Origin of the sequence: Hamadaea sp. NPDC050747 (assembly GCF_040654195.1) — a bacterium.
GTDB lineage: Bacteria > Actinomycetota > Actinomycetes > Mycobacteriales > Micromonosporaceae > Hamadaea.
The window spans coordinates 163,224-186,338 of the sequence record NZ_JBFAHM010000001.1; the positions used below are offsets into that span (position 1 = coordinate 163,224).

Below are 23,115 nucleotides of genomic sequence, written 5' to 3' on the forward strand. Positions count from 1 at the left end.
GGACTGCTCGGGGCCGGACTGCTCAGGCGGATCGATCAGGCCGGGCGCAGTTCGGCGACGCAGCACTTCACGCTGCCGCCGCCCTTCTTCAGCTCGCTCAGGTCGACCTGCACCGGGCGGTAGCCGGCGGCGGCCAGCTTGGCGGCGTACGCCGTCGCCTCGGTGTTGACGAGGACGTTGCGTCCGTCGCTGACCAGGTTGAGGCCGAAGGCGAGGGCGTCAGCCTCATCGGCGAGCACGGCGTCCGGGAAGAGCTGCGCCAGAACCCGCTGGGAGCTGACCGAGAAGGCGCCCGGGTAGTAGGTGATCCGCTGGTCGTCGAGGACCGCCAGCGCGGTGTCCAAGTGGTAGAACCGCTCGTCGACCAGCCGCAGGGAGACCACCGGGCGGCCGAGCACCTCCTGGGCCTCCGCGTGCGCGGCGGTCTCCGTGCGGAAGCCGTGCCCGGCGAGGATCAGGCCTCGCCCCGGCAGGTACGCGAAGTCGCCCTCACCCTCGTTGACCTGGGTTGGCGGCACGAACTTCCAGCCACCGGCGGACTCGTAGAAGGCCCGGTGGGCGTCGGCCTCGGCGGCGCGCTCGGCGTACTTGAACCGCGCGCCGTAGACGATCCCGTCGACGCTGAACGCACCGTTGGCCGCGAAGACCATGTCGGGCAGCCCGGCGACGGCCGGCAGCACGTGCACCTGATGGCCGAGGTCGAGCAGAGCAGTACGCAGGGACTCCCATTGCCGCACCGCACGGTCACGATCGACCGGCTGGTCGGCCCGCATCCACGGGTTGATCTCGTACGCCACGGCGAAGTGCTCGGGCGGGCTCATCAGGTAGATCACGCTCACCTACAGTAAGGAGGGCTTGGGGACGCGAACAGCCGTTATTCATGCGTCTGAGAGGCGAAACGTTGCAGCTTGACGAGGTCGACAAGCGAATCATTGCGTCGCTCGTGTCAGACGCCCGCGCCTCGTACGCGGAGATCGGCGCGATCGTGTCCTTGTCCGCCCCGGCGGTGAAACGACGGGTGGATCGGCTGCGCTCGGCCGGGGTCATCAAGGGCTTCACCGCGGTGGTCGACCCGGCCGCGGTGGGGTGGACGACCGAGGCGTTCGTCGAGCTCTTCTGCACCGGCCGGACGACGCCGGCGCAGATCGCCGTGGCGGCTCGGCGGCATCCTGAGGTCGTCGGGGCGTACACGATCTCCGGGCGGGCCGACGCGCTCGTGCATCTGCGCGCGGCCGACATCGCTCACCTGGAGCAGGCCCTCGAACGGTTGCGCGCCGAGCCCTTCGTCACCAGTACGCACAGCATGATCGTGCTGTCCCGGCTCGTCGAGAACCCAGTTCCATGATCATCGCGCCTACCACGTCGTAAATTCGGGCATTTTGCCGAGCGAAGCAGCATGGCTGACGCAATGATCACCTCCTGCGAGGAGGCAAGCGGGGGGCGCTACAGGTACATGCCGGTGCGCTCGGGGAGCGCGGGCTTGTCGCCTTCGCTGTAGAACCGCTTGCCCCCGAACTCGCCCTGCAGCCGGTCGTCGAGTTCGTCGGCGAGCCCGGTCATGACCTGGATCGCCAGCACGAGGTGGGTGGCCTGGAAGCGGCGGCCCATCACCGGCACCGATGCCCAGACGGTCCCGTTCGTGCAGTAGAGCCGGCCGATGGGCATCCGGTTGGTCAGGTCGGAGAGCCGGACGAACAGCTGCTCGTTCGGCTCGACCTCGGTGAGCAGCGGCGAGAAGACGTCAATCAGCGGCGGGTTGTCCCGGACCTTCACGAAGACCATGGCGGAGCCCGCCCGGATGCCGATGTCGCCGTCCTGGTCGACGGTCAGCTCCTCCGGGGTGGTCTTGAGCAGCGCCGCGACCACGGTACGCACGCGTTCGGCGAGGTCGAGGCCGTCCTCGTCGCCGTCTTCACCGTCGGCCAGGTCGAGGTCGGCCTCCGACAGGGCGAGCGAGGACTCGGGCCGGGCGGTGCCCAGGCCGGTGAGCGTGATCGACTCCTCTTCCTCGTCCCGCGCGCCGTAGACGACGAAGGCCGGGTGCGGGGCGCCGTAGACGTCCCGCAGCGTCCGGGTCAGCGTCACGGCCAGCTGCGGCGCGAGGTCGGACGTGGCGGTCTGGCCGAAGTGTTCGCGGGAGCCCGGGATGACGCCGGGCGGCGACCAGCCCAGCTCGATCATCGCCGCGACCGCGCTCCGGTCGAGCTTGTAGCCCGACGGCAGGAGGCCGTTGCCGACCGCCATCGCCGACAGGAGGTTGTCCTCGCCGACGGTCACCCCGACCGAGTAGACGACGTCGCCGGTCCCGTAGGCGGTCGGGTCGACCGTCAGGAAGAGTTCCGACTTCGGCGGCAGCGTGGGCAGGGCGTCCGCCAGTGCGCCGGCGAAGTCCCGCCACGCCTGGGTCACCTTCGCGGCCAGGTCGGACGTGGTGGGTTCGTCCAGCAGATGGAACTCGGTCATGACGGGCCTCCGATCCAGTCCCCGCAACCCTACCCACGCCGATATCGTTTGCGGCATCGCATGGTTGGTAGGCCGACAGAACGCATTTCTGGCGGCTCGGCCGAGAGCCTCCCCGGCGCCTACTGTTGGGCACATGACATTTGCGGCCGTTGTGCTCGCCGGCGGAGCGGCCCGGCGGCTGGGCGGTGTGGCGAAGCCGTTGCTCACCGTCGAGGGCAGTGCTCTCCTCGCCCGCGTCCTGGCCGCCGTTCCCGACGCCCGACCCCGCGTCGTGGTCGGCCGGGTCGGCGAGGTTCCGCCGGACGTCGTGGTCACCGTGGAGGATCCGCCCGGCGCTGGTCCGGTGCCCGCCCTCCGCGCCGGGGTGGCGCTCGTGCCGGAGGATGTCCAGACGGTGGCCGTCCTCGCCGCCGATCTGCCCTTCCTCACCTCGGGCACGGTCCGCGCATTGCGTACCGCCCTGGGCGATCAGGAGGCCGCCGTGCTGCTCGACGCCGAGGGCCGCCGCCAGCACCTCGTCGCGTGCTGGCGCTTGGGCGCGCTGCGAGCAGCGCTGGAGACCACGTCGCCCCGGGTCCGCGATCTCTATCCGGTACGCACAGCGGAAGTGCCCCCCGCGCAAGCGCGGCTCCCGGAGTACCTCGACTGCGACACCCCGGCCGACCTCGACCTGGCCCGGCGGCTGGCCGCTCAGAACCCGAGTTCGTCGAGTTCGGCGAGCACAGCCGAGCGGTAGCCGCCGCCGAACAGGGCGGTGTGCACCAGCATGAGGAAGAGCCGGTGGCAGGGCAGCACGGCGCGCCACCCGCTCGGCAGCGGAAACTCCTCCTCGTACGCCTCCAGAACGACGCCGAGGTAGGCCACCCCGCCGAACAGTCCGAGGCAGGCGATGTCGGTCAGCCGGTTCCCGCCGTGCGCGGCCGGATCGACGAGCCAGCCGCGGCCGGACTCGTCCCACAGCACGTTGCCCGGCCACAGATCCCCGTGCAGCCGGGCGGGCGGTTCGCCGGGGTCGAAGTCGCCGAGCCGCTCGGCCAGGCGCTCGACGCGGGCCAGATCGTCGGTTTCCAGAGCGCCGCTCTCCTGGGAGAGCACCGCGTACGGCAGGAGCCGGCGGGCGGCGTACCAGGCGCTCCAGGGGCCGTCGCTGGGCGTGTTGTCCATCGGCAGTGAGCCGATGAAGCCCGGCCAGGGCGCGCCGAACGAGTCCGCTCCGGCCGCGTGTAGCCGGGCGAGTTCCCGGCCGAACCGGGCGGCGCCGGCCTCGGTCGGCTCGCCGGGCTCGACCCACTCCAGGGCGATCAACTCGGGGAGGGCGACGACCACCTCGGGCACCGGCACCGCGCCCGCCGCCCGGAGCCAGGTCAACCCGCTCGCCTCGGCCTCGAAGAACCCCGGCGGCGGTCCCTCCGGATGCGGCCAGGTCTTGGCGAACAGCGAGGTCCCGTCGTCGAGCGTCAACCGGCTGGCGCTGCTGATCGATCCGCCGCCGACCGGCGTCTCCCGGATCCGCTGGTGCGTCAGGAACGTCGGCAAGAGGTGCGGATGCTCCCGCAGGAAGGCGAAGTCCACTCCGAAGACGTTAGGCCGCCGCGTCCGATTCGGTGAACCGGCCGCGCCGGGCAGTGCGGTCGCGCTGGCCGAGGTCCCGGTCGCTCAGGTCCCGTTGGCTGGGCCAGCGGCCGAGGGTCGAGCCGGGTAGCCCCCGCAGCATCGCGTCGCGGATGAGGGTGGCCAGCGAGTAGGTCCCGTCGGCCGCCAACGCGCGATCCAGGGCGACCCCGGCCAGCGGCCCGTTGCCGTCGCGCCAGGCCGCGAAGGCGAGCAGCGTCGCCGCTGGAGCGACGAGACTCGGCTCGGCCCGCCGGGTCACATCGGTCCACAGGCTCATCTGCCACGATTCGTGATCAGTGCTCTCCCAGGCCCGGTCCCGGACCGGCAGCGAGTGCAGCAGCAGGGTCAGCCACGCGATCTGCTCATCGGTCAGGCGTACGCCCCGGCGTCCGGCCGCGAGCGCGGCGTCCACGGCGAGGAAGCCCGCCGCGCGGACCGCGGGCAGGCCGTCGCGGACGCCGTTGTCCCAGGCGCGCTGGATCAGCCGGGTCAGCCGCCGCCCGGCCAGGTCGACCGCCCGGCTCATCGCCCGTGCGGCCGAGCCGGTCACCGGCGCGACCTGAGCACGCAACGAGTCCCGATCGGGCAGCGCGGTCAGCCCGGCCACGGTGGCCTCCGCGGGAACCGGGCTCGCCGCCGCGTCGAACGGGAAGCCGTCCGGCGGAGTGCACTGCTCACAGGAGGCGCAGAAGCACCGGTCCCCGGTTACGCGGACCGCCGCCAGCAGCGGAACGGGGAGCCGGTCGCGTACCCGCTCGATCACGGGACCGACCGCCTCCGCCTCCCCGTACGCCGCGAGCAGCACCGCTTCGACCGGCGCTCGCCCGAGCACCTCCGCCACCGCGGCGGCGAGCCCGCGCACGTCGGGGTCCAGATCCCAGCGCTGGACCACGGCGACGGTGGCGTCCCGGAGACCGACGACCACGAGGCTGTCGGCCGGGTGGAAGCCCAGCAGGTAGGGGACGGCAGCGGCCAGATCGGCGGGGTTCCGCAGGGTCAGCGTCGGGGTCATGCGCCCAGGATCTCGGCGGGCACGGCCGGGGTCGAGCGTTGTGGATCATGCTGTGGATAACCCGCGTTATCCACAGGAGGCGCCCGTTTGCGCTGTTCCAAGCCCACTGGGCGGACGCGGCCCAGGGTGGTGCGTCGTCCTGACACACTCTCGCGTTACCGTCGAACGGTGACCTTCGGATTGCTGGACCGCTTCGGGCGGCGCGCCACGGATCTGCGCGTCTCGCTGACGGATCGCTGCAATCTGCGCTGCTCCTACTGCATGCCGGTGGAGGGCCTGCCCTGGTTGCCCCGGGCCGAGATGCTCACCGACGCAGAGATCGTCCGGCTGATCACGGTGGCGGTCGAGCGGCTCGGGGTGACGGAGATCCGGTTCACCGGGGGTGAGCCGCTGCTGCGCCCAGGCCTGACCGAGATCGTGGCCGCCACGGCCCGTCTGCACCCCCGGCCACACCTCGCGCTCACGACCAACGGCATCGGGCTCGACCGGCTGGCCGATGGATTGGCCGCGGCCGGGCTCGACCGGGTCAACGTCTCGATCGACACGCTCCGGGCCGATCGGTTCGCCCAGATCACCCATCGCGACCGGCACGCGGCGGTGCTGGCCGGGATCACCGGCGCGGCCGAGGCCGGGCTGACCCCCGTCAAGCTCAACGCCGTCCTGCTGCGCGGGATCAACGACGACGAGGCGCCCGACCTGCTCCGATTCGCCGTCGCCCACGGCTACGAGCTGCGGTTCATCGAGCAGATGCCGCTCGATGCCCAGCACGGCTGGTCGCGGGAGCAGATGATCACCGCCGACGAGATCCAGGCCTCGCTGGCCGCTCAGTTCGACCTGACGCCGGACCCGAGCCCACGCGCGGGCGCGCCGGCGGAGACCTTCCTGGTCGACGGCGGACCGGCGAAGGTCGGCATCATCGCCAGCGTCACCCGCCCGTTCTGCGGTGACTGTGACCGCACACGGCTCACCGCCGACGGGCAGATCCGCAATTGCTTGTTCGCGACCGAGGAGAGCGACCTCCGGAGCGCGCTGCGGAGCGGGGCGGACGACGCCGACCTGGCCGAGCGGTGGCGCGCCGCGATGTGGGGCAAGCGCGCCGGGCACGGCATCGACAATCCAGATTTCCTGCAGCCCGCGCGGGGCATGTCAGCGATCGGAGGCTGAGTGATCACGGTTCGCTACTTCGCCGGGGCCCGGGCAGCGGCCGGGGCGACCGAGGCCGAGTTGCCCGACGGGAGCAGCGTCGCGGAGTTGACCGCGAGCGCCCGTCCGCAACTCGCCAAGGTGCTCTCGGCGGCCAGCTTCCTCGTCGACGGCACCGCCTGGCGGGACCGGGACGAGCCGCTCCCGGCCGGATGCACGCTCGACGTGCTGCCCCCGTTCGCGGGCGGCTGAGCGTGGCGCAGATGGCGTTCTTCCTGATCTTCGCCCTCGGTGTCGCCGCCGCAATCCACTACTACCTCTGGTTCCGGCTGGTACGCAGCACCACCCGGCCCGGCCGGGCCCGCCGGATCGGCACCGGACTCGTGGTGGCGGCCCTCGTCGTCCTCATCGGAGCCCTTGTGCTCACCCGGCTGGACGCGAACCTCGAATGGTTGGCGGTCGTCGGCTACCTGTGGCTCGCCGTGATGTTCTACCTGCTGGTCACGCTCGCCGTCCTGGAGATACCGGCGTTCATCGCCAAGCGGTTGTCGGCGCGGACCGGCCGGGCAGCCCCCGACGCGGGCGCAATCGCCGCCGCACCCGCCCCGGCGGAAGAAGTCACCGATGACGACCGCCCCGCTGGGCGTACCCCTTCGGGCGAAAGCCGGAGGTTGTTCGTGGCGCGCACGGTCGCGATCACCGCTGGGGTCGTCGCGGCCGGGACCGTGGGTTTCGGCGTGACCCAGGCGCTGGGCCGGCCGGTGCTGAAGCGCCGCCAGATCGCGCTGGCCAAGCTGCCGCGCGCGATGGACGGCTATCGCGTCGCGCTGGTCTCCGACATCCACCTCGGACCGCTGGCCGGGCGGAAGCACATCGAGCGGATCGTGGAAATCATCAACGGCCTCGACGCCGACATCGTCACCGTGGTCGGCGACCTGGTCGACGGCACGGTCGCCCAGCTCGGCGACGACGCCGCGCCGCTCCGGATGTTGCGGAGCAAGCACGGCGCCTACTTCGTGACCGGCAACCACGAGTACTACTCGGGCTACGAGGAGTGGATCCAGGAGGTCACCGAACTGGGTTTGAAGCCGTTGCGCAACGAGCGGGTGGCGTTGCCCGGCGGGCTGGACCTGGCGGGGGTCAACGACGTCACCGGGGCGGGCTTCGACGACGGGCCCGACTTCGCGAAGGCGCTCGACGGGCGCGACCCGGCCAAGCCGGTCGTCCTGCTCGCGCACCAGCCGATCCAGGTGCACGACGCGGCCAAGCACGGCGTCGACCTGCAACTGTCGGGGCACACCCACGGCGGCCAGATGGCGCCCTTCAATCTCGCGGTCAAGCTGCAGCAACCGGTGGTGAGCGGCTACGACACCATCGACGGCACGCAGATCTACGTGACCAACGGTGCGGGATTCTGGGGGCCACCGGTGCGCGTCGGGGCACCGCCGGACATCACGCTGGTCGAGTTGCGCGCTCCCTGACGCCTCGCCCAAGCGGTGGACGCCGGGCAGCCAGACTGGAGTCAGACATCTCACGAGCCGGTGTGGCGGCGAGCGCGGCACCGCGCGCGCATGCCAGGATTCACCGCGTGCCCCCGCTCGCGACAGACCCCATCACCCCCTCGTGGGTCGCGGATCTGCACATCCACTCCCGCTACTCCCGCGCCTGCAGCCGCGACCTCGACCTTCCGAATCTCTCGTGGTGGGCGCGACGTAAGGGAATCGCGCTGCTCGGCACCGGTGACATCACCCATCCGGCCTGGCGCGAACACCTGCACGAGGCGCTGGTCGAGGCCGAGCCGGGGCTCTACCAGCTGAAGCCCGACCTCGAGGCGGACGTGAATCGGCGGCTGGCCCCGGTGCTCGCGGCGCGGCCGAGCGCACGGTTCCTGCTCAGCGTCGAGATCTCCACGATCTACAAGGCCGGCGAGCGTACGCGCAAGGTCCACCACCTGATCTACCTGCCGTCGCTGGCGGCGGCCGAACGGTTCGCCACCCGCCTCGGCCGGGTCGGGAACCTGGCCAGCGACGGCCGGCCCATCCTCGGGCTGCCCAGCCGTGACCTGCTGGAGATCACGCTGGAGGCCGACCCGGACGCGTACCTGGTCCCGGCGCACATCTGGACGCCGTGGTTCTCCGCCTTGGGTTCCAAAAGCGGATATGACCGGATCGCCGACTGCTACGAGGACCTCGCCGAGCACATCTTCGCCGTCGAGACCGGGCTGAGCAGCGATCCGGAGATGAACTGGCGGGTCTCCTCGCTCGACCGGTACGCCCTCGTCTCCAATTCGGACGCTCATTCGCCGCAGGCCCTGGGCCGGGAGGCGACCGTCCTGCGGGGTGCGATGGACTACTTCGCGGTCCGGGACGGCCTCCGCGATCGCAGCGCGCTCCTCGGCACGATCGAGTTCTTCCCCGAGGAGGGCAAGTACCACGGGGACGGCCACCGGGCGTGTGGCGTGAACTGGACGCCGGAGCAGACGCGCGCGGCCGACGGCAAGTGCAGCGTCTGCGGAAAGGCCGTCACGGTCGGCGTCCTGGCCCGGGTCGAGGAACTGGCCGACCGGACTCCGGGCGCCTTCGAGGGAGCGCCCGCCGTCGAGCACCTCGTGCAGCTGCCCGAGATCCTGGGCGAGATCGCCGGCGTCGGACCGAAGACCCGCACGGTCGAGACGAAGGCGTCGTCGCTGGTCGCCACGATCGGACCGGAGCTGCACATCCTTCGGCAAGCGCCGCTGGACCAGATCGGCGCCGCCGGGGGATCCGACCTCCAGGAGGCGATCCGGCGGCTGCGAGCCGGCGAGGTACGCCGCATCCCCGGCTACGACGGCGAGTACGGCGTGATCCGGCTCTTCGACCCGGGTGAGCTGGGCGCCGCCGACGCCCTCTTTGAGGTGCCCGTGGTGCCCGCATCCCGGGTGCCGGCGCCGAAGCAGCGTACGCCCCGGGCCGGTCGCGAACCCGTGTCCCGGCCGGTCTCCAGCCCGCCGCCGGTCGTGTCCCCGCCACCACCGCCGCCCGTCTCGCCGCACGAGCCGTTCGAGCCGATGCTGGCCGGGATGGAGGAGGTCGGCACCGGACTGCTCGACCGCCTCGACGCCATGCAACGGGTGGCCGCCTCCGCTCCCGGGGGTCCGCTGCTCATCGTGGCCGGTCCAGGCACCGGCAAGACGCGTACGCTGACCCACCGGATCGCGTACCTGTGCGCCGAGATGCACGTCTTCCCGGAGCAGTGCCTCGCGATCACGTTCACCCGGCGGGCCGCCGAGGAATTGCGCGAACGCCTGAAGGCGCTGCTCGGCCCGGTCTCGGGCGACGTCACCGTCTCGACCTTCCACGCGCTCGCCTTGTCGGTGCTCCGCGAGCAGGACCGTTCGCTGGTGATCGCGGAAACGCCGGACGCACCCGGCGTCACCCTGGACGAGCTCGTCCCGCGCCTCGTCACACTGCTGCGGAGCAAGCCCGAACTCGCCCGGTCGCTGCGGCACCGCTGGCGGTGGGTCTTCGTCGACGAGTACCAAGACGTCGACGAAGATCAGTACGAGCTGCTGCGGCTGCTCGTCCCGGCCGACGGGAACCTCTGCGCCATCGGCGACCCCGACCAGGCGATCTACTCCTTCCGCGGGGCCGACGTGCAGTACTTCCTGCGGTTCGCCAAGGACTTCACCGACGCCCGGCTCGTCCGCCTCACCCGCAACTACCGGTCGTCCGCGCCGATCATCGCGGCGGCCGTGCAGGCGATCGCGCCGACCTCCCTGGTGCCGGGCCGCCGACTCGACCCGGCCAAGGTCGATCCCGAGGCCTCGCTCATCGGCCGGTACGCCGCCGGTTCGGCCGCCGAAGAGGCCGAGTTCATCGCGCGTACGGTGGACGAACTGGTCGGCGGCGTGTCGCACCGGTCGAAGGCCGACACCCGTGGCGTCCAGTCCGTCAGCGTCTCCTTCACCGACATCGCCGTCCTCTACCGGACCGACGCCCAGGCGGCGATCATCGTCGAGACGTTGCACCGCGCGGGGATCCCGGTGCAGAAGCGATCGCACGACCGGCTGCGAGACCGGCCCGCGGTGAGCGCCATCGCGGCCGAGATGCGACTGGCCCCGGCCGGTGAACAGGCCGGACTCATCTCGCGAATGAAGCAGGCCGCCCAGGTTCTGGCCGAACGCCCGGCGCTGGACAGCACGCTCAGCCCAGAGGATCTGTGGGCCGCGGTCGACCTGCTTACACCACTGGCCCGGCGATGTGAGAAGGCCGGCTTGGAGACCTTCCTCACTGAATTGGCGACCGGTGCCGAAGTCGACGCGCTGGACCCCCGCGCCGAGGCGGTCACGCTGCTTACCCTGCACGCCGCCAAAGGGCTGGAGTTCCCGGTCGTCTTCCTCGCCGGCTGCGAGAACGGATTGCTGCCCCTCCGGCTACCGGGCGCCGCCACCCGGCTGACCCCAGACGAGCAGGCCGCGGCGGAAGCGGAGGAACGCCGGCTGTTCTTCGTCGGCATCACCCGCGCGCAGCGGCGACTGTATCTCACACACGCGGCGAAGCGATTCCGCTACGGAGCCGAGCGTGAGGCCAGCCCAACGCCGTTCCTCGATACGATCGACGCCGGCCTGCTCGAATGGCTGGGCGACACCGCCCCCGTACGCCGACGAGATCAGCAGTTGCGGCTGCTTTAACGCACTTGTCCGATCCGGTCAGGACTGGCGTAACCGCACCGGATGAGGCAGGGTGTTCCCAGGATTTCATGATGCGCACTAGGCATCGACCTGGAGGGACGTGGGGATGTCGGTCCGACTGGTCACCGTCGACGCCGTAACGCTGACTCGTCTCGGCTACGCCGCCGCGGTCTCGGCGTACCCGGACATTTCTCTGGTGGGCCAGGCGACCAGCGCGGACGAAGCGGTGGAGCTGGTCAACGCGCTGTCGCCCAACGTCGTCGCGGTCGACACGCACCTGCCGGACGGCGACGGCGTTCAACTCGCCGTCAAACTACGCTCGGAGCACCCGCAGCTGGGCATCGTCCTGACCGGCCCGGCCGAGGACGACTACATCTTCCGGGCCCTCGAAGCCGGGCTGTCGGCGTTCCTGCCCCGCACCGCCACCGTCGAGCTGCTGATGTCGGCAGTACGCCATGCGGCGGTCGCGCCGGCCTCGTTCACCGCGCCCAACCTGGCCGCGGCCCTGGCCCGCCGGCGCGCCCGCGCCGCCGCGCTGAGCCCGCGCGAGGAGGAGATCCTCCGGCACCTCAACACCGGCTCGTCGCTCGCCTCGATCGCGAGCCAGCTGCGGTTGACCGAGTCGACGGTACGGACCTACGTCGCACGGCTCTACGACAAGCTGGGCGTGCACAACCGGGCGCAGGCGCTGATCGTGGCCGCCCAGCACGACCTGCTCTGACCGGTCGCCGGAGGAAGACTGTCCGCGAGGGCGGTGCCTGACCGCATCGACGTTGTCAGGCTGACCGGGTGGGGTTCGCACGACGGTGGGGCTGGGTCCCGCTGGCTCTCCTTCCGCTGGCGCTGCTCCGTTCCGGGACGCTCGCCGAGTCCGACACGTTCTGGCAAATCCGCATCGGGCTGGACGTTCTGCGGACACGCTCCGTCCCGGACGCCGACACGTATTCGTGGACGGCCACCGGAGCGGAGTGGCATCCGAACTCCTGGGGCTTCGACGTGCTGCTCGGGCTGGCGTACCGCTGGGGCGGGCTTGCCTTGGTCGCTCTTCTCTCGGCCGCCTTCATCCCGATCATCTGCGCGGCCCTGGCCACCCTGGCCCGGGCGATGGGTGCCCGCCCTGGGGTCACCGTGTGGGTCGCCGCGACCGGGTTGATGCTGCTCACGGGCTGGCTGTCCGCCCGCCCACAGCTCGTCGACTACGTAGCTGCGCCTCTCGTCCTGGTCTTGTTGGAGACGGCGTTGACGGCCGATCGCCGACAACACCCGATCTTCGCCATCGCGGGTCTAGGCGCGATTCATGCGGTCTGGGTGAACCTGCACAACGCCGCACCGATCGGCGTGATCCTTCTGACCTGTGCCGGGCTGAGCCACATCGTGATGGCACGGACGCTGCGGGTCGGTGCCCTCGTCGCCGGTGCGATCGCGGCAGCGGCGCTCGGCTGCCTCGCCAACCCGCTCGGCTGGACGCTGGTGCAGCAGGCCTGGTCCGTCCGAGCGGCATCGGCCGACATCACCGAATGGCGAAGCATCCTCGACGGAGGACCAGCGGAGATCGCGGCTTTGCTGACGGCGCTGGCCGGAGCCGCCGCAGCGGCTGGTCTACGAAGGTGGCCCGTAGCTGTCGCGGTGGCCGCGATGGCGGCTGCCGGGGCATACACGATCCGCTTGCTACCCATTGCGTGCGTCCTCGGCCTCGCCGCGTCCGCCGCCTGGCTGTCGTCGTGGGCGCCGTCGGCACAGTACTTCTTCCGTCGCCGTAAGTTCTTCAGCGTGTGGTTCGGTGTCCTGCTGGCAGGGCAGGCAGTCGTGGCCGCGAGCATCGGAATGCACCCGGGGCGGAGCACTTATCCGCTGGCGGCGATCGCGCGGCTGCCCGCCGCTTGCCGCCTCTTCAACAGCTACCTGCTCGGCGGTCCGGTGATTCTTCTCCGGCCAGACGTTCCCGTCAGCCAAGACTCACGCAACGACCTTTACGGCGCGGCGGCGTTGGACGAGGCCGCCGCCGTCGAGTTCGGTGACGGCGGAACGTCCTGGCTGGACGAGCAACAGGTCACCTGCGTCCTCACACCCTCGGCGTCGCCGCTCGCTCGGCGGCTGACCACCGATGAGCGTTGGCACATTCTGACCACAGACGGCGACAGCACGGCGTTTGTCCGCCGCACGCCGCCGGCCAGGGCTGTCAACGGCTGAACGCGGCCATGATGTTCATGACGCCGGGACCGAGAATGACGATGAAGAGGGCCGGCAGGAGGCAGAAGACGAGGGGGAACAGTACCTTCACAGGAACCTTGGCGGCAGCTTCCTCAGCGGTCTGCCGTCGTTTGATCCGCATCTCGCGGGACTGCTCACGAAGCACGTCCGCGATCGGCACGCCGAGCTCGGCCGCCTGCACTACCGACGTGGCGAGCGTACGCAGTTCGATGACGGTGGTCCGTCCCGCAAGCGCGCGCATTGCGTCGGCGCGCCGCTGACCCATTTGCATCTCGTGCAACAGCCGCGAGAATTCGCGCGACAAAGCACCCGGCATTTGCTGAGCGACCTGCGAGATCGCGGCGTCGAACCCGAGACCGGCCTCGACGGAGAGAGTGAGAAGATCGAGAGCGTCCGGCAGCTGGCGCCGAATCTCCTGCTGCCGCCGCAGGCCTAGGTTGAGGACGAGGATGAAGGGCAACCAGAAACCGAACGCGGCGGCCAGGACCGTCACGACCACGAGGGCCAGGACCGGCACCCCCAGGCTTAGGCTGGCGACCAAGCCGACGGCCGCAAAGACCAGGAGTCCGAGACCCTGCATCTCCATCAGGCGTTCGGGCGGCCACGCGGCCGGATTTCCGGCGTAGTCCAACCATTTCTGTAGTTTGGTGACCGCCCCTTGCGGCGTCAGTATCCGCCCGAGAGCCGACACACGCTCGACGGCCGGCCCGACTGCCCGCTCGCGCAGATTGTCGTCCGCCGTCCCGCCGGGTGCGTATACGGCGTCGATCGACGCAAGCGCCTTCGCCACACCCGTACGACCCACACTCGCGGAAACGACCGTGAACACGGCGACCACGATGGCGAGAAAGACTGCGCCCAGCCCGGTGAAGAACAGGATCGTAGGCATCGTCTCAAACCTCTACCTTCACAAGCCGGATGAGCCAGAACGCGCCGACGACCATCTCGAGGACCGCTATCACCGACAGCATTACGCCCATCGGCGTTGTGAACAGCGGCGCCATGTACTCCGCTCGGGCCACCAGCATGAAAGCGGCGACGAAAATCGGCAGGCCGAGCAGGATGTACGCCGACAGCCGGCCCTCCGCCGACAGCGACTTGACCTGACGCTTGATCATGGATCGTTCGCGCATCGTCGCGACCGTGGTCTGGAGGACTTCCGCCAGGTTTCCGCCGACCTCGCGTTGGACCCGAATCGCCACGACCGCCCAGCTGAGGTCCTTGCTGTTCATGCGCGCCGCGACCCGGTTGAGCGCGTCCTCGACGTCGACGCCGAGCCTCGTCTCGCCCAGAGCCCGGCCGAACTCCGACGAGATGGGATCGGGGAATTCCCGGACCATCGCGTCCAGCGACTGGGGAAGCGAGAAGCCGGAGCGCATCGAACCGATCACCAGCTGCAACGCGTCTGGCAGTTGCGTCGCGAATGCATCGATCCGCCGGGACGCGCGGATCCGGTGATACAGCGCTGTCCCGACCGCACCCAGCAGTATGCCCAGGATGAGGCCCAGAATCGGATCAAGGAGGACGGCCAGGACAAGTCCCAGCGCAATGCAGATCAACGCCCGTATCAGCAACCACTCGTGCGGGCGAAGCCGCATGCCCGCCCGATCGAGCTGCATGGCGATCCGGCCCTCGACCTTGGCCTGCTTCATCACCTGCTCGGACAAGGCCAGCGCGGCTTGAGCGACGGCATTGTCCGACTCACTTTGGTGCGTGTTCGTGCGGCGTACCGGCGCGGCGAACTGGTTCACCTGCGCCAGCCGACGGCGACGCTCGGCTGCTCCGAACAGCGGCGACAGAATGAGTAAGCCCAACGCCAGCAGACCGAGAAAGACGGCGGCCAGCATGCCGAGACGCACTGGGAGGGGCCACCCCGGCATGGCGGACCCTTGCAGTGGCGTGCCTCCAGTGTCTGGCAGCAGGGTGAGCGCAAGGTCGGTCGAGACAGACGTGGTGCCCAAGCGGACCGCCACCGTCATCGTTACGGACTTGCCCGCCAACTCCCGCGGAATGGCGACCTTGACCAGAGACTGGGCCGAGAACGATCCGGCCGCCTGTGAAAACGCACCGGTCAGCGAGGCTGCGTCGACCGCCGCGAAGAACCGCCCGCCCGTGCCGGCGGACAATCCCGAAAGTACGCCCTTCGTCTGTTCTTCGGTCTTGAAGGCGACGGTGTCGACCGGGATACCCTTGAGATCTTCGGTCGATTTGGGCAGCGTATGCGTGGAGGCGGTGTCCGCACCGTCGGACAGCACCAGCATCCGGCGCTCTCGGTAGTTGCCGCTCTTCAGAAGTTCGGCGGCGGAGCTGATGCCGTCGTACAGAGCCGTCTCGCCGGCCGCGTTGAGCCCCGCGACCGCGTTCTTCGCCTGTGTACGGTCGCCCGTCAGCCGAAGCTTGACGGTGGCCGGTGCACCCGCGGTAACCACACCGACTTGAACGTCCGACGGCAGCGCCGAGAGAAACGCCGCGGCGGCGGCCTTGGCCGCCGTCAGCGGCTCGCCACGCATCGAGCCCGAAGTGTCCAGCACCAGCACGACAGCACGGGTGTTGGTCGGCTTTCCCTCACCGGCCTTCACCGGCGTGACCGTCGCCTGGAGTGCGGTGCCGTCCATCGTGACCTTGAGATTTTCGGCATCGATGGCATTGCCGGTCGGCAGACCCTGCCCCGAAAGGTAGAACTCGACGATCCCGGCGTCCTGCGCGACGCTTGAGATCACGATGGTCGCATCGGCCGCCGACGCCGGAGACGCCAGGACCGCGACACAAGATGCTGCCGCGATGAGACCGAACAGGCGCGTGCGCATCAGGCCCCCAGCCCGGAACGACCGAAGATCTCCGGCGTAATCGCGATGCCTTGATCGGCTAGGACGTCCAGGAACTTCGGTCGCAAACCAGTGCTGCGCAGCTGGCCCTGGTGCCGCCCGTACTGGTCTTGACCCGCGCGGAAGTCGAAGGTGAACAGATCCTGCATGGTGACGACGTCGCCTTCCATGCCGGTGACCTCGGTAATGCTTGTGATCCGCCGCGAACCGTCCCGAAGCCGGGTCAGCTGGATGACGACGTCGACTGCCGAGGAGATCTGCTCGCGAATCGCTCGGACAGGAAGATCCATGCCGGCCATCAACACCATCGTCTCCATCCGGGCGATGGAGTCGCGTGGCGAATTGGCGTGCACCGTCGTCAGAGATCCGTCGTGACCGGTGTTCATCGCCTGAAGCATGTCCAGCGCGGCGCCGTCTCGAACCTCGCCGACGACGATTCGATCCGGCCGCATCCGCAGCGCGTTGCGAACGAGGTCTCGGACCGTGATCTCGCCACGGCCCTCGATGTTCGGCGGTCGCGATTCGAGCCGGACGACGTGTTCCTGGGCGAGCCGGAGTTCAGCGGAGTCCTCGATCGTCACGATTCGCTCGTCGGACGGCAGGAAACTCGACACGACGTTGAGCAAGGTGGTCTTTCCGGTGCCCGTTCCGCCCGAGACGATCACGTCGAGCCGACCCTGGACGCACGCCCGCAGCAGCTCGGCGATGGGCTGCGTCATCGTCCCGAAACGGATCAAGTCGTCGACCCCGTAAGGCTCGGCGGCGAACTTCCGAATGGTCAGAGCGGCGCCGTCGAGGGCGATCGGGGGCACGACGGCGTTCACCCGCGATCCGTCGGGCAGTCGCGCGTCGACCATCGGGCTGGACTCGTCGACCCGTCGGCCCACTCGCGAGACAATCTTGTCGATGACGCGGCGAAGATGCTGCTCGTCCATGAAGGCGGCGTCGACCTCGTGGATGTGACCGTAACGTTCGACGTATATCCGGTCCCAGGCGTTCACCATGATTTCGGTGACCTCGGCGTCCCGGAGCATCGGCTCGATCGGCCCGTGGCCCAGGATCTCGTCGATGATCTGCTGGTAGGCCAGGGCACGGTCACCCGCGCTGAGGACCACCTCCTCCCGGGCGAGCACCTCGGGAAGCGCCTCGCGTACACGCCGCGCAAGCTCGTCGTCGTCGTTCACCGTCTCGTAGAGCTGCGGTCCAAGCAACTCGAGCAACGCCTCGTGCGCCCGGCGCCGCACAGCCGCGAGCGGGTCGTACGCCCTCCGGTGATTACGCCGTACGTTGGACAACACCGACGTGACCGGCACCGACGACACCGGGGCGGCGTACGCCGATCCCGCTTCCTGGGCGGCGACGATGCGTTCCTGCAGCACACCGGCGCCAGCAATGCCCACGGCACGCTGCCCAAGCCGATCTTGCAAGCTCATAGCCGGTTACCTCGATCCCTTGCTGAACAGACCGCGTTTGACCTTGACATCCGGCGCGGTTCGGCGGAACTTCTTCGCGGCCAGTTCCTTGATGGCGAGCGTCACCGGGTGGCTGGCGTGTGAGACCGCCAGTGGGACGCCGACGTTCGCCGACACGGGAACGTCGCGGCTGGACGGGATGTGCGCGTTGATGGGCACTCGGATGACCTTCTCGATGTCGGTATGCGAAAGGCCGACCTTCGAATCAGCCCGGTTCAGCACCACGGTGCGGGCCTCTCGCCGGTAGTCCAGCAGGTCGAACATGTCCAGGACCACCCTGGTGTTCTTCAGCGCCGGGATTTCCGGCGTGGTCACGAGAAGGTAGTGATGGGCGGCATCCAGCGCGGCCAGCATCTGCTCGCTGAACACGCTCGCCGTGTCGATCACGACGTAGTCGAACGAGTCCCGCGCGAGCTGGATCAGATCGCTGATGAGTCCGCGGCCGATGTCCTCGGCCAGCGCCGGCTGCACCGGGGCGAGGAGGACGTCGAGTCCGCTCCGATAGGGGGTGAGCAGTGTCCGGAACCCGGTCTCGTCGATCCGGTCCGCCACCGGCACCGCGTCGGCGATGGTCCGTTCAGGGGCGAGTTGGGTCAGGATGGCTACGTCACCGAAGGCGAGGTCCAGGTCCATCAGGCAGACCTTCCGCTTTCCGCCTTCGGCCAGCAGGATCGCCAGGTTGAGCGCAGTCATCGTCTTGCCGACGCCGCCCTTCGCCGAGAAGACGGTGATGACCTGCCCATCCCGCAGGTCACCCGCCCCGTTCCCGCTCGTCGGCATGACGGCGTGCCCATTGGCATGAGTGTGCTGATTCAGCTGACGAGAGATGTCCTGAGATCTCGCGCAGGCCCCGAGGATGGCGGCTGAGTCGGCGACGTCCACCACCTCGCGTACGCCTGCCCGAAGCGCCTCCGCCATGACGTTGACATCCAGATACTGCCGAAGAAGCACCACCCCGAGCGCCGGCCGGCGTACGCGGCACTGCTCGGCGAAGCCGACCGCCTCCGCAAGCGGGGTGCTGGGGCCGAGGATCACCAGGATCTCGTCCCGGCGGACGTTGACCTCCTCGACGAGCGCATCGGCCGAGCCGACGATCAAGATGTCCTCGCCCAGCAGGGTCGCGAGCTTCTCGGCCTGCTGTTGCCATTGTTCATAGAGGATCGTCATCGGAGGCCCCTCGTCGTGCTCCATGGTTGTTCTGAGCAACTTCACTGCAACGAGGTGCCGTTGTCTATCCCGCCGCCGACTTGCACGACGGAGGAATCAGTCAGGAGGGCAAGCGTCAGCTTGCAGTTGAGGTCGGTCGCGTGCACGAACTTCTCGGCGTCCTGCTGGCTGGCCGCGATCGTCACGATCAAGGTCACCCGGCCTTGGGCGTCGGCTTTCGCGCGGTCGTCGGCCGACTGAGCCGAGGTCTGTCCATCCTCGCCGTACGCGCCGACCGCCAGAACCTCCATCTTCGGCAGGAGCACGAAGGTTGCCATCCGGTCCGTCTCGTTCTTCTTCTTGAATGCCGGGTCGATGACCTTGCACGTCGAGAACACCGCGATCTTGGAGCCCGGCCGGACGAACCCGCCGACTTCGCGCTCGACCTCGAACTTGCCGCTGAGCGCCATCAGCTTCTCCGGTACCGCTATGCCGCCGGAGAGCTTCGTCTGGGAACCGAACATGCCCTTGAGAAGAAGTTGACGCGGCTGCACATCCGAGGTGACCACGAGCTTGTCGAACTCGATGCCGATGTTGATCATTACGTCGTCCGGCAAGGAGCTCTGCGGCATGACCACCTCTTCGGTGAGCCCGCCCGAACGGATGCTGGTGCCGCTGGTGCCAGCGGGGATTCGCGCCCTGGCGACCAGGACGGTGACGCCCTTCTGCCCCTCCTCGACGGTCGTCTTCAGCGAGGTGACATATACCAGCACCGCTGCCGTGCCGACGACTGCCAGCACGATGGCGAGCACGACGCCGATGATTCGCCGAGTCATGATGAGGTGATCCTCTACTTTCCTTCAGCCGATGGTCTTGATGACGGAGAGCTTCAGGTCGCCGTCGACTGCCTCGCCGACCTCGTCCTGAATGGGGGCGTCGAACGGCAGGACGAAGCCGTAGATGCAGGTGTCGTTGCCACTGCAGGGGTCGTCGCCGGTCACGATCGACGGGTCGCTCAGACCCGGCAGGTGATAGCCGGTCACCACGAAAGGCATGTAATGATCGATTTGATACTCGATGTTCGAGCCGGTGCCCCGCTCCCAGCGGTAGACGGGGATCGCGACGATTCGTGCGCTGTCTCGCAAGTCGTCGAGAGCGTCCTTGCAGTCCTGTGAGGGCGGGCTACCGCTGCCCCCGCCGTAGATTCCGTCGTCGCCCAGGACGAACTGACACAGGGAGACTTCGTCCAGCCAGTCGTAACCACCGGGCAGGCTCCACCCGGACGGCGGAGTGCCGGGGTTGCAGGTCCGTCCGGCTGGGCCGTGCACACCGAGGTAGACCTCGCGGCCCCAATCGGAACTCGACGGAGGCCACGGCGAGTAAGGAACGACCTTGTTCTCCGCCGCCAGCGCTTCGCACACATTGATGGTGAAGGCCAAGCCATGCTTCGGCGGTCCATATGCGACACGCGCGCAGGCGCCCACGCCCTTGGCCGTGGTCCCGCCAAGAAGCGTCTGGGCGAACGACGGCGGAAGAATGTAGCGGTCGCTGCTCACGGGACGTTCGGTCCGGACGTAGACCTCGACGTAGTTGATCCCGGAGGCGGGTCTGGAGCCGATGCAGGCCGTCGCGTTGCGCTCGAGATTCATCGCCGAGCAGGGCGGGAGCCAGCCCGTACGATCCTGGCCACAGACCCGAGTCGGGTCCGCCTGACCGTCACGGGCCGTGCGGTTGGCGTAGTCCTCGGCGGTTGCCGAGGCGGCCTGACATTCGCTCACGCGTTTGTGGCTGCAGTCCAAGGCGATCGCCATCGCGGCCGCGTCCGCGCCGTTCTGGAGATCCTCGCGTTCGGCGTACAGCTGGCCGACATCGACGGTGAGCGCCGCCGTGGCCAACAGGACGCCGGTCGCCGCCAGAATCCCGACGATCGAGGCGACTCCGCCGTCGTCTCGCCGGGCGAACCACCACGGTCGGTATCTCAAGCGCGACATGGCATGACTCCTGTGGCCGACAAGTCGAGATTGGCGCCGTAGCCGCCGCCGCCGAAGAAGCTCCCCAGGGCTCCGACCGGCGTGACCCACTTGAACTGGTGGGAGAGGACGACCTTGGCGTCGTCCCCTGCACCGGCCGACGGCGTGCAGAAGGAGCTGGCACCCGAGTTCACCGTCACCGTGCCGATGTTCTGAGCCAGCAGGTTGGCCCGAGACTGGGCCGTACTGGCATTGGTCGCCCGGTTGTCGGTGGGATTGAGCGTCTGCGACCGAGCCGCCTCTCGAGCGGCCTCGGTCAGCGTGATCTGCGCGTTCAAGAGACGCCCGAAGTCGATGACGCCAAAGAGGATGAGGAGCAACACGGGCACCAGAAGTGCCGTCTCGACGGCGGCGGCCCCGCGGTCGGAGTGCCGGCTCCGCCGCATCTTCTTCGGATTCATTCCTGTCCTCTCCTGTCCTTGGCGCGATTCCGGCAGGCATCAGCAGCTGGCTGATGCCTGCCGGAATCGGATCAGCAGGACGTCGTGCCGTTGGTGACGCAGTCCTTGACGCTGTTGAACCGGCTGTTGATCGCGCCGCCGAGGGCGTACGCGCCAACCGCCAGGACAACCGCGATCAACGCCACGATCAACGCGTACTCGACCGCGGTCGCGCCCTCGTCCCGCCGTGACTGGAGCTTGGTGATGAGCTTGCTCATGTCGCGGCTCAGCAGCTCGACGCCGGGGTGGCGACGCACTGCTTGACGCTGTTGAACCGGCTGTTGATCGCGCCGCCGAGGGCGTATGCGCCAACCGCCAGGACAACCGCGATCAACGCCACGATCAACGCGTACTCGACCGCGGTCGCGCCCTCGTCCCGTCGAGACTGGAGCTTGGTGATGAGCTTCTTCATTCGGGTGCACCCCCTGGAACCGCCGGTTCGGGAGGCCCGACCGGTCACTGTGGAGATCTCACCGGCTTGCGCCGACTGCCACGGAGCTTGCGCTTCCGCCGGCTCTTCCGTCAGTCAGTCGTCTCGTTATGGCGTGGCTCCGCACAGCGAGTGGGGGGAGACGGAACGGATGACGCGGTGTCGTACGTCACATCGGCCGATCATCTGAGGAAACGTTTCCCTACGGCCGACCAAAACCACTGGAAACGGGCAATCCCTGCGGCGCCGCGGGTCTCGTATGGCCTTGTTCGGAGCCGGAGTCGGCTTGACGACAGCGCTCCCACAAATGGGCGTACCTGCGCAAACGGACGACAGTTCGGCAGCCGTCTCGGGCGGCCGGGATTCCCCGACCGGTCAGGTCGCGTCTCCGTCCGGTACGCGAGGTCGGCCGAGCCGTCGGCTCAGGACGCCTGATACGCGGCGAGGACCACGGCGACGAGCCAGCCGATCAGCAATGCCGGGCCGAACGGCGATCGTGCTTTGCGGCCTCGGCGGATCAGGGCGATCACTGCGAACGGCCCGTTCACGAGGAACGGCAGGATCGCGCCGAACACTACGGCCGGCCAGCCGAAGTAGCCGAGCACCAAGCCCAGTACGCCCGCCAGTTTGACGTCGCCGAGTCCCATCGGAGCGCCGGGTAGCAGCGCGAAGACCAGGTACGCCAGGAGCAGTGCCACGCCGCCGAGCCAGCCCCTGGCGTACTCGGGCCAGGTGCCGGTGCTGAAAGCGTGCAGCGTGAGCAGCACGGCGGTGCCGACGAAGGTGGTGAGCATGAGGGGATCGGGCAGCCGTTGGACCTTCAGGTCGATCACCGACATCAGGAGGCCCAGGCCCGCCACGTAGAGGCAGGCGAGCAGCAGGAGCGAGGCCGGCAGTGCCCAGGCGAGGAGGGCGAAGGCGGTCGCGCCCGCGATGGCGGTCCACACTGGATGGACGGCCGATGCCGTGTCGCATCCGGCGCACCGATGCTTCAGGCGTACCCAGGTGGTGATGCCGGAACCGCACGTGGCGCAGGCGGCGAGCGGCGGCTCTCCCCAGGCGACGCTGAACCGGTACGCGGGCCAGGCGGTGAGCAGACCGACGATGCCGCCGGCGAACCCGCTCAGCGCGACCGAGGTGGAGGACACGGCGGCACGATACTGTCTGCGCGACGGCGTGCCTAGGGAGGAGGAACGGCCGTGAACGGACCGAACCGGCCGCTGATGATCGTGGCGGTGGTTCTCGCGGCGCTGGGAGCGGGCGCGCTCGCGGTGGTGGCGCTGACGCCGGACGACGAAGCGGTCCCACCGATCGCCGCCACCGGTACGCACGCCGTCACGGCCGGAGCGGTCGGCGCGAGATTCGCCCGAGCGGGGGACTGTCTGATCAACGACGGGACGGAGGCCGAGCCCGTCCTGCGTCTGGTGAGCTGCGGCGCCGGGGCGTATACCGTCCTCGCCCGCTTCGAGGGAGTGACCGACGCGGATCGGGTCTGCGCCCAGGTTCAGGGGTACGAGTACAACTACTCCTACGACAGCCCACTCGACACGGAGCTGGACTTCGTGTTGTGCCTCCGCCCGGTCTGACGTCGCTCGGCGCTGGACGCCACGAAAGCCGCGAACGCCGGGGACGGGCTTGGCACGTTATCCGGCATAACGCG

Annotated in this window: 23 protein-coding genes; 9 read left to right on the forward strand and 14 right to left on the reverse strand. The window is 69.1% G+C overall.

What is annotated here, in order from left to right; translation table 11 throughout:
- Positions 1-35 precede the first annotated feature (35 nt).
- Complete coding sequence (ddaH, locus tag AB0H43_RS00835; RefSeq protein WP_359995702.1) at positions 36-821, reverse strand: dimethylargininase; 786 nt, start codon at positions 819-821, stop codon at positions 36-38.
- An 80-nt stretch (positions 822-901) separates the two neighbouring features.
- Between ddaH and AB0H43_RS00840 the strand changes: the two genes are divergently transcribed.
- Entirely contained in the window at positions 902-1,345 is a 444-nt protein-coding gene (locus AB0H43_RS00840) for an Lrp/AsnC family transcriptional regulator (RefSeq protein ID WP_359994425.1), read from the forward strand.
- A 98-nt stretch (positions 1,346-1,443) separates the two neighbouring features.
- Here the strand turns inward: AB0H43_RS00840 and AB0H43_RS00845 are convergent, their stop codons facing one another.
- Positions 1,444-2,463 carry a hypothetical protein gene (locus AB0H43_RS00845; protein WP_359994428.1) on the reverse strand — a complete coding sequence of 340 codons (1,020 nt, stop codon included), beginning with the start codon at positions 2,461-2,463 and terminating at the stop codon, positions 1,444-1,446.
- Between the two features lie 133 nt (positions 2,464-2,596).
- Between AB0H43_RS00845 and AB0H43_RS00850 the strand changes: the two genes are divergently transcribed.
- The gene (locus tag AB0H43_RS00850) at positions 2,597-3,199 is read left to right on the forward strand and encodes an NTP transferase domain-containing protein (RefSeq protein ID WP_359994431.1); all 603 of its coding nucleotides are present in this window, start codon (positions 2,597-2,599) and stop codon (positions 3,197-3,199) included.
- Here the strand turns inward: AB0H43_RS00850 and AB0H43_RS00855 are convergent.
- Positions 3,154-4,035 (reverse strand): fructosamine kinase family protein, encoded by an 882-nt coding sequence (locus tag AB0H43_RS00855; protein ID WP_359994434.1) that lies wholly within the window; start codon positions 4,033-4,035, stop codon positions 3,154-3,156. The genes AB0H43_RS00850 and AB0H43_RS00855 overlap by 46 nt on opposite strands.
- 10 nt (positions 4,036-4,045) lie before the next feature.
- Entirely contained in the window at positions 4,046-5,089 is a 1,044-nt protein-coding gene (locus AB0H43_RS00860; protein ID WP_359994437.1) for a DUF4192 domain-containing protein, read from the reverse strand.
- A gap of 168 nt (positions 5,090-5,257) precedes the next feature.
- Here AB0H43_RS00860 and moaA point away from each other — a divergent pair, with 168 nt between their 5' ends.
- From moaA to AB0H43_RS00890, 6 genes are all read left to right on the forward strand, one after another.
- The gene (gene moaA, locus AB0H43_RS00865; RefSeq protein WP_359994440.1) at positions 5,258-6,253 is read left to right on the forward strand and encodes a GTP 3',8-cyclase MoaA; all 996 of its coding nucleotides are present in this window, start codon (positions 5,258-5,260) and stop codon (positions 6,251-6,253) included.
- The gene (locus AB0H43_RS00870) at positions 6,254-6,484 is read left to right on the forward strand and encodes a MoaD/ThiS family protein (protein WP_359994443.1); all 231 of its coding nucleotides are present in this window, start codon (positions 6,254-6,256) and stop codon (positions 6,482-6,484) included.
- 11 nt (positions 6,485-6,495) lie between these two features.
- A complete protein-coding gene (locus AB0H43_RS00875; protein WP_359994446.1) occupies positions 6,496-7,713 on the forward strand; it encodes a metallophosphoesterase in 1,218 nt (405 codons plus the stop codon).
- A 107-nt stretch (positions 7,714-7,820) separates the two neighbouring features.
- The gene (locus tag AB0H43_RS00880; RefSeq protein WP_359994449.1) at positions 7,821-10,901 is read left to right on the forward strand and encodes a UvrD-helicase domain-containing protein; all 3,081 of its coding nucleotides are present in this window, start codon (positions 7,821-7,823) and stop codon (positions 10,899-10,901) included.
- 106 nt (positions 10,902-11,007) lie between these two features.
- The gene (locus AB0H43_RS00885) at positions 11,008-11,622 is read left to right on the forward strand and encodes a response regulator transcription factor (RefSeq protein ID WP_359994452.1); all 615 of its coding nucleotides are present in this window, start codon (positions 11,008-11,010) and stop codon (positions 11,620-11,622) included.
- A gap of 68 nt (positions 11,623-11,690) precedes the next feature.
- On the forward strand, positions 11,691-13,091 hold the full coding sequence (locus AB0H43_RS00890) for a hypothetical protein (RefSeq protein ID WP_359994455.1): 1,401 nt from the start codon (positions 11,691-11,693) through the stop codon (positions 13,089-13,091).
- Here AB0H43_RS00890 and AB0H43_RS00895 read toward each other — a convergent pair.
- From AB0H43_RS00895 to AB0H43_RS00940, 10 genes are all read right to left on the reverse strand, one after another.
- Positions 13,081-14,001 carry a type II secretion system F family protein gene (locus tag AB0H43_RS00895; RefSeq protein ID WP_359994458.1) on the reverse strand — a complete coding sequence of 307 codons (921 nt, stop codon included), beginning with the start codon at positions 13,999-14,001 and terminating at the stop codon, positions 13,081-13,083. The genes AB0H43_RS00890 and AB0H43_RS00895 overlap by 11 nt on opposite strands.
- Before the next feature lie 4 nt (positions 14,002-14,005).
- Complete coding sequence (locus tag AB0H43_RS00900) at positions 14,006-15,919, reverse strand: VWA domain-containing protein (RefSeq protein ID WP_359994461.1); 1,914 nt, start codon at positions 15,917-15,919, stop codon at positions 14,006-14,008.
- Positions 15,919-17,337: a CpaF family protein gene (locus AB0H43_RS00905; protein WP_359994464.1), complete on the reverse strand. Its 1,419-nt coding sequence runs from the start codon at positions 17,335-17,337 to the stop codon at positions 15,919-15,921. Before AB0H43_RS00905 ends, AB0H43_RS00900 begins: the two co-directional genes overlap by 1 nt.
- A gap of 39 nt (positions 17,338-17,376) precedes the next feature.
- Positions 17,377-18,576, reverse strand: coding sequence for an AAA family ATPase (locus tag AB0H43_RS00910; RefSeq protein WP_359994466.1), 1,200 nt, complete (start codon positions 18,574-18,576; stop codon positions 17,377-17,379).
- Positions 18,577-18,617: 41 nt separating this feature from the next.
- A complete protein-coding gene (locus tag AB0H43_RS00915; protein WP_359994469.1) occupies positions 18,618-19,391 on the reverse strand; it encodes an RcpC/CpaB family pilus assembly protein in 774 nt (257 codons plus the stop codon).
- A 24-nt stretch (positions 19,392-19,415) separates the two neighbouring features.
- Positions 19,416-20,546 carry a pilus assembly protein TadG-related protein gene (locus AB0H43_RS00920; protein ID WP_359994472.1) on the reverse strand — a complete coding sequence of 377 codons (1,131 nt, stop codon included), beginning with the start codon at positions 20,544-20,546 and terminating at the stop codon, positions 19,416-19,418.
- Positions 20,534-20,986: a TadE/TadG family type IV pilus assembly protein gene (locus AB0H43_RS00925; RefSeq protein ID WP_359994475.1), complete on the reverse strand. Its 453-nt coding sequence runs from the start codon at positions 20,984-20,986 to the stop codon at positions 20,534-20,536. The genes AB0H43_RS00920 and AB0H43_RS00925 overlap by 13 nt, the downstream gene beginning before the upstream one ends.
- A gap of 71 nt (positions 20,987-21,057) precedes the next feature.
- Entirely contained in the window at positions 21,058-21,282 is a 225-nt protein-coding gene (locus AB0H43_RS00930) for a Flp family type IVb pilin (RefSeq protein ID WP_359994477.1), read from the reverse strand.
- A complete protein-coding gene (locus AB0H43_RS00935) occupies positions 21,252-21,437 on the reverse strand; it encodes a Flp family type IVb pilin (protein WP_359994480.1) in 186 nt (61 codons plus the stop codon). Before AB0H43_RS00935 ends, AB0H43_RS00930 begins: the two co-directional genes overlap by 31 nt.
- 440 nt (positions 21,438-21,877) lie before the next feature.
- Entirely contained in the window at positions 21,878-22,603 is a 726-nt protein-coding gene (locus AB0H43_RS00940) for an A24 family peptidase (RefSeq protein ID WP_359994483.1), read from the reverse strand.
- Positions 22,604-22,654: 51 nt separating this feature from the next.
- Here AB0H43_RS00940 and AB0H43_RS00945 point away from each other — a divergent pair, with 51 nt between their 5' ends.
- The gene (locus tag AB0H43_RS00945) at positions 22,655-23,041 is read left to right on the forward strand and encodes a hypothetical protein (RefSeq protein ID WP_359994486.1); all 387 of its coding nucleotides are present in this window, start codon (positions 22,655-22,657) and stop codon (positions 23,039-23,041) included.
- Positions 23,042-23,115: the final 74 nt, after the last annotated feature.